The sequence below is a fragment of the Kluyvera sp. CHPC 1.2972 genome (assembly GCF_036759925.1).
GTDB lineage: Bacteria > Pseudomonadota > Gammaproteobacteria > Enterobacterales > Enterobacteriaceae > Kluyvera.
Map to the genome: position 1 here is coordinate 1 of NZ_JAPKIB010000020.1, position 16366 is coordinate 16366.

The following is a 16366-nucleotide window of genomic DNA, read 5'->3' on the forward strand; positions in this document are numbered from 1 at the left end:
CGTAAGCAGGCTGCTGTGGTTGTGCATACTGCGGCTGCTCGTAAGCAGGCTGCTGTGGTTGTGCATACTGCGGCTGCTCGTAAGCAGGCTGCTGCACCGGCGGCCATTCTCCTGGTGCAGGTGCCTCCGCCGTTGGGGCTGGAACGGCCTGCCACTCAGCAGCAGCTGAAGCAACGGGCTGCTCGCTCATGGACGGTGCAGCGAGTGTTGGGTCAGTTGCCCACTCCGTTGCGCCTGTAACGGCAACGGCCTCTGCGACGGTATGACCATTCAGTAGAGGATCGTACTCATCATATTCAGCGGCGCGCGTCGCACTCGCGCCAGAGAACAGCACATCATCAGGATCGACCTGAGCCGCATAACGCCCCGCCTCTTCCGGCTCGTCCATACGACGACCAGAGAACAGCGCTTCGTCCGTTTTACGTCCCATCGGGTTAGCGAATTTTTCAGCGATCCGCTTACGGCGCGCCAGCGCACCTCGCAGGATGCGCGCACGACGAGATTCACGCGACGCTTTTTGCGTCTCCTCGCCGTCGTCTTCATATTCGTCTTCTTCTTCGTACTCGTCTTCATCAACCCAAGTGTCATCACGACGGGTTCGATTGCTGGCGAACGTCAGAATATTGAGGATCCAGCTGCCCATTTTCTCGGCAATGCTGACCCATGACCAGCCGGTAAACAGCGTCAGCCCCGCGGCCCAGATGCAGAGCAGTGCAATCGTTCCGCCGCTGCTGTGCAGCATTGGCTTCAGCGCGGTGCTGAGCAGGCTGCCAATCACGCCGCCGGAGGCAAAGTACCAGATATCATCAGCGTTAATCGCCGCCAGGCCGCATGAGGTAAGGATGATAGCCAGCACGCCAATCAGGCGCAGCGAGACGGCGAAGTAGTCGATATACTCTTCGCTCGAGCGGTGTCGCCAGGCAAACCAGCAGCCACCAACAATGATGACCGGTATGGTGTAAGCCATTACGCCAAAGATGAAGAACAGCGTATCCGCTAACCATGCGCCGGAAGCGCCACATAAATTGTGGATAGGTTCATGCCAGGCCGTTTGGGACCAGCTAGGATCGGAAGGATTGAAGCTCAGTAGTGCAGCCATTAACCAAACGGCAAAAATGGCGCATAAAAGGAGTAACGCCTCAAGGAGTCGGCGTCCGCTGCTGAGTTTTGTGAGTTTGACTTCTTTGTCTTCTGTATATTCCTGGCTCAAGAAAGGCTCTCCAGGTGCCGAATGCTAAAACGGACAACAGTGCCAGATTACGCCGACACTGTTGCTGTATGGATTAACAGGAGTGTAATCAAACTACGCTGATTTTGCACCTGTTCCGTTTTAGCGGGTCTTAATTACCAGACGATTACTCTGCTTAACCTCTTCCATAACGACGTAAGTACGGGTGTCGTTCACGCCTGGCAGGCGCAGCAGGGTCTCGCCAAGAAGTTTACGGTAAGCCGACATGTCCGGTACGCGGGTTTTCAACAGATAGTCGAAATCGCCGGAAACCAGGTGACACTCTTGAATTTCTTCAAGTTTTTGCACAGCGGCGTTAAATTGTTCAAACACGTCCGGCGCACCGCGATTCAGAGTAATCTCAACAAAAACCAGCAGCGATGCATCCAGATAATGCGGGTTTAACAGCGCGGTATAGCCCTGAATAAAACCCTGTCGTTCCAGACGACGTACGCGCTCAAGGCACGGGGTCGGAGAAAGTCCTACTCTTTTGGAAAGCTCGACGTTCGAAATACGCCCATCTTTTTGCAGTTCATTGAGAATGTTGCGGTCGATGCGGTCGAGATCTTTGCCAGGGCGTTTTTTACTATCTACCATTATTATTGTCTCTCTGTATTCCTTCCCTACTCCTGTCTTGACTCTGTGCACTTCACTGTTCAGAGCCTTCTCCCGATTTCAATGCGCCGTTGTTGCTGCAACGACGAATATCCCAGGGTATGCGTATGAGAAGCCCCGGCGCCTCACGGCCACCCTCCGACATCACGTATGATGTCTGTCCACACCATACGTAGATTTCAGTGATCCGGGTAAAAATGGCATTTGCGTGCATGAAAATTCACCACACGCGAAACACTGCTTTTCTTCTTCCTTGAATGTTGTCGCAAAAGCTTAGGGGATTGTCAAAGCAAAACATCTTTTTTTAGTACAACATGCCAGATATTCATGAATCCTGGGTCCGGTTTCACATGTAATCGTCTTATAATCATCGGCCTGGCAGTAGAAATAGTTATATTTTTTGATGTTAAAATAGACAATCAATCGGCTCATTCTATTACACATATCGTTAACAAAATCGTTGTGCTCTTTTTTTACGTCTACAAATTCCCTACAATCCAGAACAATGTCTGCCAACAATTATGGGGATCTCATGGGCACGGCCAAACACAGTAAGTTGTTAATCCTTGGTTCTGGACCTGCGGGATACACCGCTGCGGTCTATGCTGCACGCGCAAACCTGCAACCGGTACTGATTACCGGGCTGGAAAAAGGCGGTCAGCTGACCACCACCACAGAAGTGGAAAACTGGCCTGGCGATCCTAGCGACCTGACCGGTCCGCTGCTGATGGAACGTATGCATGAGCATGCCACCAAGTTTGAGACCGAAATTATTTTCGATCACATTCACAGCGTGGATCTGCAAAACCGTCCCTTCCGCCTCACCGGCGACAGCGGCGAATACACCTGCGATGCGTTAATCATCGCGACCGGTGCCTCTGCTCGCTATCTGGGCCTGCCGTCAGAAGAAGCGTTTAAAGGCCGCGGCGTTTCCGCCTGCGCCACTTGCGACGGTTTCTTCTACCGCAACCAGAAAGTCGCGGTCATCGGCGGTGGCAACACCGCCGTGGAAGAAGCGCTGTATCTGTCCAACATCGCATCAGAAGTGCATCTGATTCACCGCCGTGATTCATTCCGTGCGGAAAAAATCCTGATCAAACGTCTGATGGACAAAGTGGAAAGCGGCAACATCGTGCTGCACACCAAGCGTACCCTGGAAGAAGTGACTGGCGACCAGATGGGTGTGAGCGGTCTGCGTCTGCGTTCTACTGAAAACGACGACATTGAATCACTGGACGTCGCGGGTCTGTTCGTGGCTATCGGCCACAGCCCAAATACCGCGATCTTCGAAGGTCAACTGGCGCTGGAAAATGGCTACATCAAAGTGCAGTCCGGCATTCACGGCAACGCAACGCAAACCAGCATCCCTGGCGTGTTCGCGGCGGGTGACGTAATGGACCACATTTACCGTCAGGCGATCACCTCTGCAGGTACCGGTTGTATGGCTGCGCTGGACGCTGAGCGCTACCTCGACGGTCTGGCTGACGCGTGCAAATAATCTTTACAAGTCAGTAACAAAAGTAAAAAAGGCGACGATAAGTCGCCTTTATTTTTTCTGCGATGTAACATTGCCGCGCCCATAACTGAAACCATTAGCCATAAGCACCTGCTAAGCGCCCAATGAATAAAAGTCGCCAACAAGAACTCACCCGCTGGCTCAAACAGCAAAGCGTCCTGTCACGCCGCTGGTTGATGACCTCCCGTCTGCTCGGCTTCGTTAGCGGTGTACTGATCATCGCCCAGGCCTGGTTCCTTGCCCGCATTCTCCATCACATGATTATGGAGAACATCCCGCGAGAAGCATTGCTGCTGCCGTTTATCCAACTTGTGCTGATCTTTATCCTGCGCGCCTGGGTCGTTTGGCTGCGGGAGCGCGTTGGCTTTCACGCCGGGCAACAAATTCGATTTGAAATACGCCGTCAGGTGCTCGACCGCCTGCAGCAGGCCGGTCCGGCCTGGATTCAGGGCAAGCCAGCCGGAAGCTGGGCGACGCTTATCCTCGAGCAAATCGATGACATGCACGATTACTATGCCCGCTACCTGCCGCAGATGGCGCTGGCGGCCTGCGTGCCGCTGCTGATTGTGGTCGCGATCTTCCCTTCCAACTGGGTCGCCGCGTTAATACTGCTGGTGACGGCACCGTTAATTCCGCTGTTTATGGCCCTGGTGGGAATGGGCGCTGCCGATGCCAACCGCCGCAACTTCCTGGCGCTGGCGCGCCTGAGCGGTCACTTCCTCGACCGTCTGCGGGGCATGGATACGCTGCGTATCTTTGGTCGTGGCGAAGCAGAAACGGAAAGCATTCGCGAAGCCTCGCAGGATTTCCGTCAACGCACGATGGAAGTCCTGCGACTGGCCTTCCTCTCCTCCGGCGTGCTGGAGTTCTTTACTTCGCTCTCCATTGCGCTGGTCGCCGTCTATTTCGGCTTCTCCTACCTTGGCGAGCTAAACTTCGGCAGCTACGGCACTGCAGTGACGCTCTCCTCCGGTTTCCTCGCGCTGATCCTGGCCCCTGAGTTCTTCCAGCCGCTGCGTGATTTAGGTACCTTCTATCACGCCAAGGCGCAGGCCGTAGGCGCCGCCGACAGCCTGAAAACGTTCCTCGAAGCACCGCTGGCGCATCCTGAGCAGGGTGACCAGACGCTGGACACCAATGAGCCGGTTACCCTTAGCGCCGTGGATCTGTTTATCACCTCGCCGGAAGGCAAAATGCTGGTTGGGCCGCTGAACTTCACGCTTAACGCCGGGCAACGCGCCGTGCTGGTTGGCCTGAGTGGCTCCGGTAAAAGCTCGCTGCTGAATGCGCTGGCCGGCTTCCTGCCCTACAGCGGCTCGCTGAAAGTGAACGGCGTTGAATTACGCAATCTGCACCCGGAAGGCTGGCACCGCATGATGAGCTGGGTCGGGCAAAACCCGCAGCTTCCAGCCGCCACGCTGCGCGAGAACGTCCTGCTCGGGAATCCGGAGGCCAGCGAACAACAGTTACAGCAGGCGCTGGATAAAGCCTGGGTCAGCGAATTCCTGCCGCAGCTTCCTGACGGTATCGACACCGTTGTCGGAGAACAGGCCGCACGTCTGTCCGTGGGTCAGGCCCAGCGCGTCGCCGTCGCCCGCGCCCTGCTCGCCCCTTGCCGTCTGCTGCTGCTGGATGAACCTGCCGCAAGTCTGGATGCCCACAGCGAACAGCGTGTTATGCAGGCGCTGACCGAAGCCTCCACCCAACAAACCACGCTGATGGTCACTCATCAGCTTGAAGGCATTACCGATTGGGATGCTATCTGGGTGATGGAAAACGGCCAGATTATTGAGCAGGGCACGTATCAGCAACTGGTTGATGCTAATGGTGTATTTGCCAGCCTGTTGGCTAGCCGTCAGGAGGAGATTTAAATGCGCGCATTATTGCCTTATCTGGCGCTCTACAAACGTCACAAGTGGCTGTTAAGCCTGGGCGTTGTTCTGGCGATTATCACCCTGCTCGCAAGCATTGGCTTACTGACCCTTTCCGGCTGGTTTCTTTCTGCCTCAGCGGTTGTCGGGTTCGCGGGCGCTTACACCTTCAACTACATGCTGCCAGCGGCAGGCGTACGTGGCGCGGCGATTATCCGCACCGCCGGGCGCTACTTTGAGCGGCTGGTCAGTCATGATGCAACCTTCCGCGTTTTGCAGCATCTGCGCGTCTTTACCTTCAGCAAGCTGCTGCCGCTGTCGCCCGCCGGGCTGGCGCGTTTTCGCCAAGGCGAACTGCTTAACCGTATGGTGGCGGACGTCGATACCCTCGACCACCTCTACCTGCGCGTTATTTCGCCATTAGTCGGTGCGTTAGTCGTCATTCTGGTGGTGACCGCCGGGCTTAGCCTACTGGACGTTGGTCTGGCGCTTACCCTAGGCGGCATTATGCTGGCCACGCTGCTGGTGCTGCCGCCGCTATTCTATCGCGCAGGTAAACCCACCGGCGAACAGCTGACAAGCCTACGTGGGCAGTATCGCCAACAGTTAACCGGCTGGCTGCAGGGACAGGCAGAGCTGACTATTTTTAACGCCAGCCAGCGTTATCGGAAGCAAATGGAGCAAACCGAACTTAACTGGCACGACGCCCAGCGCCGTCAGTCTGAGCTGACCGCCCTGTCACAGGCGTTAATGCTGCTAATTGGCGGCGTCGCTGTGGTCTCCATGCTGTGGTTAGCCGCTGGCGGCGTTGGTAGCAATAGCCAACCCGGCGCGCTGATTGCGCTCTTTGTATTCTGTGCGCTGGCGGCCTTTGAAGCGCTGGCGCCAGTGACCGGAGCCTTCCAACATCTTGGGCAGGTTATCGCCTCGGCGCTGCGCATCAGCCAGATTATTGAACAGCAACCGGAAGTGACCTTCCCGGAACAGACGGTGGCGCGTCCTCAACAGGTATCGCTGACGCTGGATCGGGTGTCATTCACCTACCCTCAACAAGCGCAGCCTGCGCTGAATAATCTGTCTCTGAATATTACTGCGGGCCAGCATATCGCCCTCCTCGGCCGTACCGGCTGCGGTAAATCGACGCTGCTCCAGTTGCTTACCCGCGCCTGGGACCCGCAGCAGGGCGAGATTCTGCTGAACGGCATGCCGCTGACCCAGTTTGATGAGCAGACGCTGCGTCAGACCATCAGCCTGGTGCCGCAGCGCGTGCATCTGTTCAGCGCCACTCTGCGCGATAACCTGCTGCTGGCTAAGCCTAACGCAAGCGATGAAGCGCTCAGCGATGTTCTGCGTCGTACCGGCCTTGAGAAGCTGCTCGAAGACGCCGGGCTGAACAGCTGGCTGGGTGAAGGTGGGCGTCAACTTTCCGGTGGCGAGCTGCGTCGGCTGGGGATTGCGCGGGCGTTGCTGCACGATGCACCGCTGATGATGCTGGATGAGCCGACTGAAGGATTAGACGCCACCACCGAGAGCCAGGTGCTTGAACTACTGGCCGACGTAATGCGTCATAAAACGCTGCTGATGGTGACCCATCGTCTGCGCGGGCTGGCGCGATTTAATCAGATAATTGTCATGGACAACGGGCAAATTATTGAGCAAGGTAATCACGCAGAACTGCTGGCAAAACAAGGTCGTTACTACCAGTTTAAACAGCGTCTGTAGACTATGATTAGTTAACCCTGTTTCGTGAGGTCATCGCGACATGCGCCTTGTCCAGCTTTCTCGACACTCGATCGCGTTTCCCTCACCTGAGGGCGCATTACGTGAACCAAACGGACTGCTCGCTTTAGGGGGCGATCTCGGCCCTGCACGCCTGCTGATGGCCTATCAGCGCGGCATTTTTCCGTGGTTTTCCCCCGGTGACCCTATCCTCTGGTGGTCGCCGGATCCCCGCGCCGTGTTGTGGCCTGAGCAGTTTCATCTCAGTCGCAGCATGAAGCGGTTTCACAAAACCTCCCCTTATCGCGTGACGATCAACTACGCCTTTAGCGATGTGATCGCCGGCTGCGCGCAGGATCGCCACGAAGGTACCTGGATTACCACCAGCATCAGCCAGGCCTATCATCGCCTGCACGAGCTTGGTCATGCGCACTCTATCGAGGTATGGCAGGAGAACACGCTGGTAGGCGGCATGTACGGCGTTGCCATGGGCGAACTGTTCTGCGGCGAGTCGATGTTCAGCCGCGCGGAGAACGCCTCTAAGACGGCGCTGTACGTCTTTTGCGAGGCATTCCGTCAGGCGGGTGGCAAACTCATCGACTGTCAGGTGCTCAATAGCCACACCGCCTCCCTGGGCGCGGAGGAAATTCCACGTCGTGACTACCTAGAACATCTCAATACGCTTCGCATGCAGCCGCTTGCCGATAAGTTTTGGGTACCCCGTGCGCTCTTTTTACCTGAAGCGTAAATGATTTCAGCACAATTGCCATCAGGATGATATAATTGCCGACGAGAGTCGCTTCTGCCTTTTACCCCGCCGACGTTTGGGAATCTTCGAGTCAGATAACGCCCACGTTTATCCTGCTGTTTCCGGCCTGGTTCGTGCCCATCACACGATGCATTTGTGTGGTGAAAGGGTAATGCGCAAAAACGACTTTCGCCGATTAAGACGGACAATTCTTTACTTACTTGATGAACTTCGGCATTATCTTGCCGGTTCAAATTACGGTAGTGATACCCCAGAGGATTAGATGGCCAAAGAAGACAATATTGAAATGCAGGGTACCGTTCTTGATACGTTACCTAATACCATGTTCCGCGTAGAACTGGAAAACGGGCACGTGGTTACTGCACATATCTCCGGTAAAATGCGCAAAAACTACATCCGTATCCTGACGGGCGACAAAGTGACTGTTGAGCTGACCCCGTACGACCTGAGCAAAGGCCGCATTGTCTTCCGTAGTCGCTAATCGCCGCAGATAATGAGCGTCTGGCGCTACTTTCGCCGAGCGCTATTTGCCGAATATTAATGCCTCGCTTATAGCGGGGCATTTTTTTGTCTTTTCCACATCACCTCATAAATTGTGCGCTTCCGGTTTTCGCGATTTTTGCCAGTGATGGTGCTCACGCAGCCCTTCTGCTGACTCTTCCGCCATCACACGTAACTCATCGCTATCCGCTTCATGACGGAGCTGATGATCGGCATTTTTTACCCACAAAAACTGATGTCCTTTATGTCCGGCCATAAGTTGACCAGAGAATAACGCGCTGGTGAGTAAAATCACCGATAACAATTTCGAAAACATTATGCCACCGCTTGGTTATCTTCTGCCTCCATCATGCCAACCCTTACGTCTGGTTATTATCCGGCTGTTCAAATTTGCGAAAATGGAATGTCAGCGTGAAACAACGAAGATGGCGCATAAAAAAACCGAGCTGTTGACAGCTCGGTTTTTGTTTTTACCGCAAGTGATTAACGTTAATGCGCCGCTTCTGGCTTATGCTTCTGCGCACTCTGGAAGCCGTAGGTCAGTTCGTTCTTCTCGTTGTCGAGCGCCACGGTGACCTGGCCGCCGTCAACCAGCGAGCCAAACAGCAGTTCGTTGGCCAGCGGTTTTTTCAGGTTGTCCTGAATCACACGCGCCATTGGACGCGCGCCCATCGCACGGTCGTAGCCTTTCTCGGCCAGCCAGTTGCGGGCCTCCTGGCTGACTTCCAGCGACACGCCTTTCTGATCCAGTTGAACCTGCAGCTCGACGATGAACTTATCGACGACCTGGTGGATCACGTCAGTCGACAGATGATCGAACCAGATAATGTTATCGAGACGGTTACGGAACTCCGGCGTAAAGATCTTTTTGATCTCCTCCATCGCGTCGGTGCTGTTGTCCTGCTGGATAAGGCCAATCGATTTACGCTCGGTTTCACGTACGCCGGCGTTGGTGGTCATCACCAGCACCACGTTACGGAAATCGGCTTTACGACCGTTGTTATCGGTCAGCGTACCGTTGTCCATCACCTGCAACAGCAGGTTAAAGACGTCCGGGTGCGCTTTTTCGATTTCGTCCAGCAGCAGTACCGCGTGCGGATGCTTGATAACCGCATCGGTCAGCAGGCCGCCCTGGTCAAAACCAACGTATCCCGGAGGCGCACCGATCAGGCGGCTCACCGTATGGCGTTCCATATACTCGGACATATCGAAACGCAGCAGCTCAATGCCCATCGCCTTCGCCAGCTGGACGGTCACTTCCGTTTTACCCACCCCAGTCGGGCCAGCAAACAGGAAGGAGCCCACCGGGCGATGATCGTGGCCGAGGCCTGCGCGGCTCATCTTAATGGCTTCGGTCAACGCATCAATAGCGTTATCCTGGCCGAATACCAGCATCTTCAGACGGTTGCCGAGGTTTTTCAGCGTATCGCGATCGCTTTGGGAGACGCTTTTCTCCGGGATACGCGCAATACGCGCCACCACGGATTCAATGTCCGCCACGTTGATCGTTTTCTTACGCTTGCTCACCGGCATCAGACGGGCGCGCGCGCCTGCCTCATCAATCACGTCAATGGCCTTATCCGGCAGATGACGATCGTTGATGTATTTCACCGCCAGCTCCACCGCCGCACGTACCGCTTTCGCGGTGTAACGGACATCGTGGTGTGCTTCGTATTTCGGCTTCAGGCCGTTCAGGATCTGTACAGTCTCTTCTACCGACGGTTCGGTAATATCGATTTTCTGGAAACGACGCGCCAGCGCCCTGTCCTTCTCAAAGATATTGCTGAACTCCTGGTAAGTGGTGGAGCCCATCACCCGAATTTTGCCGCTGGAGAGCAGCGGCTTAATCAGGTTCGCGGCATCCACCTGCCCACCCGACGCAGCGCCCGCACCGATAATGGTGTGGATCTCGTCGATGAACAGAATGCTGTTGGTGTCCTGCTCTAACTGCTTGAGCAGCGCTTTAAAGCGTTTTTCGAAATCGCCACGATACTTGGTGCCCGCCAGCAGCGAACCAATATCGAGCGAGTAGATAGTACAGTCGGCCATGATTTCCGGCACGTCGCCGCGCACGATGCGCCATGCGAGGCCTTCAGCAATCGCCGTTTTACCGACACCAGACTCCCCCACCAGCAGCGGGTTATTCTTACGGCGACGGCACAGCACCTGAATGGCGCGCTCCAGCTCTTTGTCGCGGCCAATCAGCGGGTCAATTCCCCCGACGCGAGCAAGCTGATTAAGATTGGTGGTGAAGTTTTCCATACGTTCCTCCCCGCCTGCTTGCTCTTCGTTAGTCTGCTGATTCCCGGAATCGGAAGGCTGGCTTGGCTCGTCTTTACGCGTGCCGTGAGAGATGAAGTTCACCACGTCAAGGCGGCTGACTTCATGTTTACGCAGAAGATACGCAGCCTGCGACTCCTGCTCGCTGAAAATAGCCACGAGGACGTTAGCGCCGGTGACTTCGCTACGCCCGGAAGACTGGACGTGGAAGACCGCACGCTGCAGAACACGCTGGAAGCTGAGCGTCGGTTGCGTTTCGCGCTCTTCTTCACTGACCGGTAGCACCGGCGTGGTTTGTTCGATGAAGGCTTCGAGTTCCTGACGCAGCGCCACCAGATCGACCGAGCACGCTTCCAGCGCTTCACGGGCTGATGGGTTGCTAAGCAGAGCCAGCAACAGATGCTCGACGGTCATAAACTCGTGACGGTGCTCGCGCGCTCTGGCGAAAGCCATGTTTAAACTGAGTTCCAGTTCTTGATTGAGCATAGGCACCTCCCCCAATTTTCATGCCTGTATCAGGCTTGTTCCAGCGTACACAACAGTGGATGCTCGTTCTCCCTCGCGTACTGATTCACCATGGCAACTTTGGTCTCGGCGACTTCTGCCGTAAAGACACCACAAATTGCTTTACCTTGATAGTGAACCGTTAGCATCAGTTGTGTTGCGCGTTCTACATCATAAGAAAAGAATTTTTGTAACACGTCAATAACAAACTCCATCGGAGTGTAATCATCATTGACCAATATCACTTTATACATCGATGGGGGCTTAAGCCCATCCTGAAGTTTATCTGCCGAAAGCTGGTCGAAATCCAGCCAGTCTCTGGTCTTACTCATTGTCAGTCATCATTGTGGGTGTCATCTCGTGCTACTGACGTTCCTGTTTGCACTTAAGCGCCTCGTATTATTGACGGTATTAATGACACATTTACCGTCCGCTACGCAGCCACTTGCTCCTGTGCATACACGTTCTAAATTTACTGTAGATCATAGATAGCTATCACCTATAGCTGTCATTCGCGAACTCTGTCACATTCCCGTCAATAGCGTTAACTGCTTCAAATTTTGATGCATTTTCCCCCTTCAGCCTCCCTCAAACGCTTGACGCATTGTGCGAAATATCTAAATTGTACTGGCGAGAGTTGGTGAGGTTTTGAACAACTCCTGACTCCACCACCGGTTCATTCCATCTACTTATAAACGTATAATAGTGTTACGAAGGATGTCGAAGTATGGAAATGGGTACTGTTAAGTGGTTCAACAATGCTAAAGGGTTCGGTTTTATTTGCCCGGAAGGCGGTGGCGAGGACATCTTCGCCCATTACTCCACCATCCAGATGGATGGGTACAGAACGTTAAAAGCCGGGCAATCCGTCCAGTTTGATGTCCACGAGGGGCCGAAAGGTAATCATGCCAGCGTGATTATCCCTCTGGAAGCAGAAACAGCCGCCTAGTTACTGCCCCATTGTGTACATCCCGCTGTCAAAATGCCAGTCCTTCTGACTGGCATTTTTTCATTTCTTTTGCGCTTATTCCCGCGCCAGCGCATCGACCGGATCGAGCCGGGCAGCGTTGCGCGCAGGTAGCCAACCAAACAGCACGCCGGTCAGCGTCGAGCAGATAAATGCCGTCAGCAGGGCCAGCGGTGAGAAGCCGATTTCCCATCCCGGCAGCACCAACTGTAAGAGCAGCGCAATCATCATGGAAAGCGCCACGCCGATCGCACCGCCGACAAGGCAGACCAGGATCGCCTCTATCAGGAACTGCTGCAGCACGTTGCTGGCCCGCGCCCCAACCGCCATACGAATGCCGATTTCCCGGGTACGCTCCGTCACCGACACCAGCATAATGTTCATCACGCCAATACCGCCCACCACCAGCGAAATCACCGCCACCAGCGTTAAGAACAGCTGTAATGTATGTGTGGTGCGTTCTGCCGTTTTCAAGACGCTGTCCATGTTCCAGACGAAGAAATCTTTTTTGCCGTGCCGCAGATTGAGTAGCCGGGTGAGTTGCTCTTCCGCAAGGCTGCTGTCGTAACCCTCTTTCACCCTGACGGTAATCGAGTTTAGCCACGTCTGCCCCATCACCCTTCCGGACATCGTTGAGTATGGCAACCAAACGCGCAGAATTTTGCTGCTGCCAAACATCGACTGTTTTTCATCTGCCACACCGATAACCGTCGCGGGCATATTGCCGACCAGAATGACTTCGCCTACCACATTGGCTTTATTCGGGAACAGCTGGCGGCGCGTGTTGCTATCGAGCACCACCACCTGCGAACGTTCCGCGGACTGTACGCCGTTAAAGGTATTCCCTTCGCTGAAGGTCATGCCGTAAACGTTAAAGTAGTGCTGCCCGATACCCTGAACGCTGGCGGCGACATCAATATTGCCTGCCCTGACGCGCAGGTTTTTTGACACCGATGGGGTGACTGAACTGACCCACGACTGCTTTTCAATCGCCAGCAGGTCATCGTATTTCAACGACTGCTGGTACTGCGGGTCGTCATCGCCGAAATCTTTCCCCGGATAGACATCAATGGTGTTGGTACCGATAGCGCGAATATCCGCCAGCACCATCTGCTTGGCCGCGTCGCCCACCACCACGATGGAGACCACCGAGGCGATGCCGATGATAATGCCCAGCATGGTCAGCAGCGTGCGCATTTTATTGGCAACCATCGCGCGCCAGGCCATCGACAACGCTTCGCGGAAGCTGTTGCTGAACTGCTGCCAGCCGGACGCATTCTGAGCTGCAGGTTTGCGCGCCGCTACCGTCGTCTGACGCGGGGGCGGATTATGGATAATTTCGCCGTCACGAATTTCAATCACCCGCTCGGCCTGCGAGGCAACCTGCGGGTCGTGGGTGACGATAATAATGGTGTGCCCCTGCTCTTTTAGCTGATGCAGGATAGCCATCACCTCTTCACCCGAATGGGTATCAAGCGCCCCCGTGGGTTCATCGGCAAGTATCACCTGACCGCCGTTCATCAACGCGCGGGCAATACTGACGCGCTGCTGCTGGCCGCCGGAAAGCTGCGAAGGCGCATAATCCACGCGATCGGCAAGCCCAAGACGCTGCAGCAGTTCTCCAGCGCGCTCAAGGCGGGCTTTGCGCTCCATGCCAGCATAGACGGCAGGCACTTCAACGTTCTGCGCGGCCGTCAGGTGAGACAGCAAATGGTAGCGCTGAAAGATAAAGCCAAAATGCTCGCGCCGCAGCGCTGCCAGCGCATCGCTATCCAGCGTCGCGACATCTACCCCGGCAACCCGATAAGTCCCGCTCGTGGGCTTATCAAGACAGCCCAGGATATTCATCAGAGTGGATTTGCCCGAACCGGAGGCCCCGACAATCGCCACCATCTCACCGGCGTTAATTTGCAGTGAGATGCCTTTAAGCACATCCACGCTGCCGTCACCGGACGGGTAGCTGCGACGGATGTTGCTCAGTTCAAGCAGTGCGGTCATTGTGCGGCCCCGGCTTTACCTTCTCCGGTAATCACCTCATCGCCCGCCTCCAGCCCTTTGGCAATTTCCACATCGGTGTCGTTACGCGCGCCAATCACGACTTCACGGGTTTTCACCTCGCCGTTACGCAGCAGGCGTACGTTGTAGCGATTATCGCCCACGTTCTCACCCAACGCGGAAAGCGGGATGGTCAGCACATCGTTTACGCCACCGAGCTGGATATGCACCTGAGCCGTCATGTCCAGGCGCAAAACGCCCTGCGGGTTAGGCACTTCAAAACGGGCATAGTAGAAGATGGCATCGTTGACCTTTTCCGGCGTTGGCAGAATGTCTTTGAGCGTACCTTCGTAACGCGTCAGCGGGTCACCCAACACCGTAAACCAGGCTTTCTGCCCAGGCTTGAGGTGGATAACATCGGCCTCCGACACCTGCGCTTTCACCAGCATGGTACGGAGATCGGCAAGAGTCAGAATATTCGGCGCCTGCTGAGCGGCAATCACCGTCTGCCCCTGCAGAGTAGTAATTTGCGTGACTTCGCCCGCCATAGGCGCGACGATGCGGGTGAAATCGAGGTTGGTTTTAGCGGTGTCCAGAGAGGCCTGATTTCGCTTAATTTGTGCGTCAATTGTGCCAATCTGCGCTTTTTTCACCACCATTTCGGTGGCAGCCGTGTCCAGATCCTGGCGCGAAATTGCCTGGGTTTTTGCCAACTGCTGCTGACGTGAAAAGGTCACGCTCGCCAGCTTCCATTCCGCTTCCGCCTGCTGGCGCTGCGCTCGCAGTTCCATCAACGTGGCTTCCACCTCTTTTATCTGGTTTTGCGCCTGTTCGGGGTCAATCACCCCTAGCAGCTGATCTTTCGCGACTTTATCGCCAATGTTCACCGACAATGTTTTCAACTGTCCGCTCACCTGCGCGCCGACGTCCACTTTGCGTAGCGCGTCAAGTTTGCCGGTGGCCAGTACGCTCTGCTCAAGGGAGCCCTTGCGGACAATCAACGTCTGGTAATTGGGCAACGGCGCGTTCAGCGTTTTCCAGACCGCTATCACGGCAATGATCACGACGATCGCCGCAATCACATAGCGTTTTTTAAACTTTCCCTTGATGTTCATAAAAATCCTGTATTCCCCAGTGTATTCGACAGAATGTAAAAGCTAATGTAAACAGAAGGTAAACGGGTCATAACAAACACTTAAGCATTCTCTGGTTATTGAGATTTGGTTTAGTTTTCCAATTGTAAACTTTAGAAAAGTTTTTATTCAGGTCGCCAGCCATGTCTCAACTCAGTGATAATTCACTCTCCTCAGCACGCTCATTTTCCAGTTTTGGTCTATTTTTCAGCCTGTTTAGTGGCCAATGGCAACCAGGGAAACAGTGGCAAAAACGCAGCTTTCGGCGGAAGTTTATGCTGCGATCGTTGCTCATGCCACGTTTAAGCCGTGAATGGATGCGCGAGCTTTCCCAATGGTCAAATCTTAACGCGGTACTGGCACGCCAACCTCGCCTGCCGGTGCGGCTACATCGTCCTTACCTGGCCGTTAATTTTGCCCGCCCTCTGGTCGTGGATGCGCTGCGCTATCACTATAAGCTGTTATCTGAGGCAATGTCCTCTGAAGAGTTTGAGACCTATCTGAATTCGCAGTATTTCCCGCTCGCAAAAGTGGAGGGGAAAAACGGCGAGATCTTCAGCTTTGAATTGACCATGGAAGTCAATCTCGACAAAGAAGGTGAAAGTACCGTCCTGATGCGCAACGGAAATGGCGATACGCTGGCGGAAATGACTTTTACCATCCTGAACTATCAGAATCAGCGCACGCTGTTTATTGGCGGACTGCAGGGTGGCAAACGCGAGCTTCCCCATGAAGCCATTCAGGAAGCGACCAAGGCCTGCCACGGCCTGTTCCCAAAACGCCTGGTGATGGAAGCCATTTGCCACTTTGCTGAGCGTCTGCAGGTGGAGCAAATTCTTGCCGTTAGCAACGCGGTCCATATTTTCCGTGGCGAGCGCTACCACGATAAAAACAAAACCATCCTCTCTGATTACGACACCTTCTGGGAAGCCGTCGGTGGCGAATGCGATCAAACCGGCTATTTTCATATCCCCGGCGCTATCGCCCGCAAAGATATCGCCGAGATCGCGAGTAAAAAGCGCGCGGAATACCGCCGTCGCTATGAGCTGCTCGATACCATTGATGTACAAATGTCAGCGCTCTTTAACCCGCGTTAAGCTTTCTTTTCCGCGCGCTGCTGATGCAGTGCGCTGAAAACAGTAAAAAACAGACATCATCAAACCTAAACGCTTAATCAACAAGCGTTAATCTCCACAATTCTTACATTTGTTGAAATTGTGTTGAGAGTCTCGTTGCTTAAATAGGTAAATCTTTCTTATGAGATTATC

14 protein-coding genes are annotated in these 16366 nt (G+C 54.6%); 7 read left to right on the forward strand and 7 right to left on the reverse strand.

The features are described from left to right. Nucleotides 1-1210: DNA translocase FtsK 4TM domain-containing protein (locus V6944_RS20820; protein ID WP_333500345.1), on the reverse strand; the 1210-nt coding region annotated here is incomplete at its 3' end. A 120-nt stretch (nt 1211-1330) separates the two neighbouring features. After that, nucleotides 1331-1825: a leucine-responsive transcriptional regulator Lrp gene (gene lrp / locus V6944_RS20825; protein ID WP_000228469.1), complete on the reverse strand. Its 495-nt coding sequence runs from the start codon at nt 1823-1825 to the stop codon at nt 1331-1333. Nucleotides 1826-2375: 550 nt separating this feature from the next. Here lrp and trxB point away from each other — a divergent pair. The 5 genes from trxB (at nt 2376) to infA (ending at nt 8199) form a co-directional block, all read left to right on the forward strand. Further along, complete coding sequence (gene trxB, locus V6944_RS20830; protein ID WP_185666580.1) at nt 2376-3341, forward strand: thioredoxin-disulfide reductase; 966 nt, start codon at nt 2376-2378, stop codon at nt 3339-3341. Nucleotides 3342-3463: 122 nt separating this feature from the next. Beyond that, a complete protein-coding gene (cydD, locus tag V6944_RS20835) occupies nt 3464-5230 on the forward strand; it encodes a heme ABC transporter permease/ATP-binding protein CydD (protein WP_333500346.1) in 1767 nt (588 codons plus the stop codon). Beyond that, the gene (gene cydC / locus V6944_RS20840; protein ID WP_333500347.1) at nt 5231-6952 is read left to right on the forward strand and encodes a heme ABC transporter ATP-binding protein/permease CydC; all 1722 of its coding nucleotides are present in this window, start codon (nt 5231-5233) and stop codon (nt 6950-6952) included. A 40-nt stretch (nt 6953-6992) separates the two neighbouring features. Continuing rightward, nucleotides 6993-7697, forward strand: coding sequence for a leucyl/phenylalanyl-tRNA--protein transferase (gene aat, locus V6944_RS20845; protein WP_220441019.1), 705 nt, complete (start codon nt 6993-6995; stop codon nt 7695-7697). Between the two features lie 283 nt (nt 7698-7980). Then, the gene (gene infA, locus V6944_RS20855; protein WP_002211347.1) at nt 7981-8199 is read left to right on the forward strand and encodes a translation initiation factor IF-1; all 219 of its coding nucleotides are present in this window, start codon (nt 7981-7983) and stop codon (nt 8197-8199) included. Nucleotides 8200-8304: 105 nt separating this feature from the next. Here infA and V6944_RS20860 read toward each other — a convergent pair whose 3' ends face one another. From V6944_RS20860 to clpS, 3 genes are all read right to left on the reverse strand, one after another. Next, entirely contained in the window at nt 8305-8535 is a 231-nt protein-coding gene (locus V6944_RS20860; protein WP_333500348.1) for a DUF2554 family protein, read from the reverse strand. 173 nt (nt 8536-8708) lie between these two features. Beyond that, nucleotides 8709-10985 carry an ATP-dependent Clp protease ATP-binding subunit ClpA gene (gene clpA, locus V6944_RS20865; RefSeq protein WP_035896357.1) on the reverse strand — a complete coding sequence of 759 codons (2277 nt, stop codon included), beginning with the start codon at nt 10983-10985 and terminating at the stop codon, nt 8709-8711. Nucleotides 10986-11014: 29 nt separating this feature from the next. Then, nucleotides 11015-11335, reverse strand: coding sequence for an ATP-dependent Clp protease adapter ClpS (gene clpS / locus V6944_RS20870; RefSeq protein WP_035896358.1), 321 nt, complete (start codon nt 11333-11335; stop codon nt 11015-11017). 395 nt (nt 11336-11730) lie between these two features. Here clpS and cspD point away from each other — a divergent pair, with 395 nt between their 5' ends. Beyond that, a complete protein-coding gene (cspD, locus tag V6944_RS20875; RefSeq protein WP_035896359.1) occupies nt 11731-11952 on the forward strand; it encodes a cold shock-like protein CspD in 222 nt (73 codons plus the stop codon). A 75-nt stretch (nt 11953-12027) separates the two neighbouring features. On the opposite strand, the gene macB is transcribed toward cspD, so the two are convergent. Together macB and macA are read right to left on the reverse strand one after the other, a co-directional pair. Beyond that, the gene (gene macB / locus V6944_RS20880; protein WP_333500349.1) at nt 12028-13968 is read right to left on the reverse strand and encodes a macrolide ABC transporter ATP-binding protein/permease MacB; all 1941 of its coding nucleotides are present in this window, start codon (nt 13966-13968) and stop codon (nt 12028-12030) included. Continuing rightward, nucleotides 13965-15080: a macrolide transporter subunit MacA gene (gene macA / locus V6944_RS20885; RefSeq protein WP_333500350.1), complete on the reverse strand. Its 1116-nt coding sequence runs from the start codon at nt 15078-15080 to the stop codon at nt 13965-13967. The genes macB and macA overlap by 4 nt, the downstream gene beginning before the upstream one ends. 161 nt (nt 15081-15241) lie before the next feature. On the opposite strand from macA, the gene V6944_RS20890 reads away from it, so the two are divergent. Next, nucleotides 15242-16195: a VirK/YbjX family protein gene (locus V6944_RS20890; protein WP_333500351.1), complete on the forward strand. Its 954-nt coding sequence runs from the start codon at nt 15242-15244 to the stop codon at nt 16193-16195. The last annotated feature ends 171 nt before the right edge of the window (nt 16196-16366 follow it).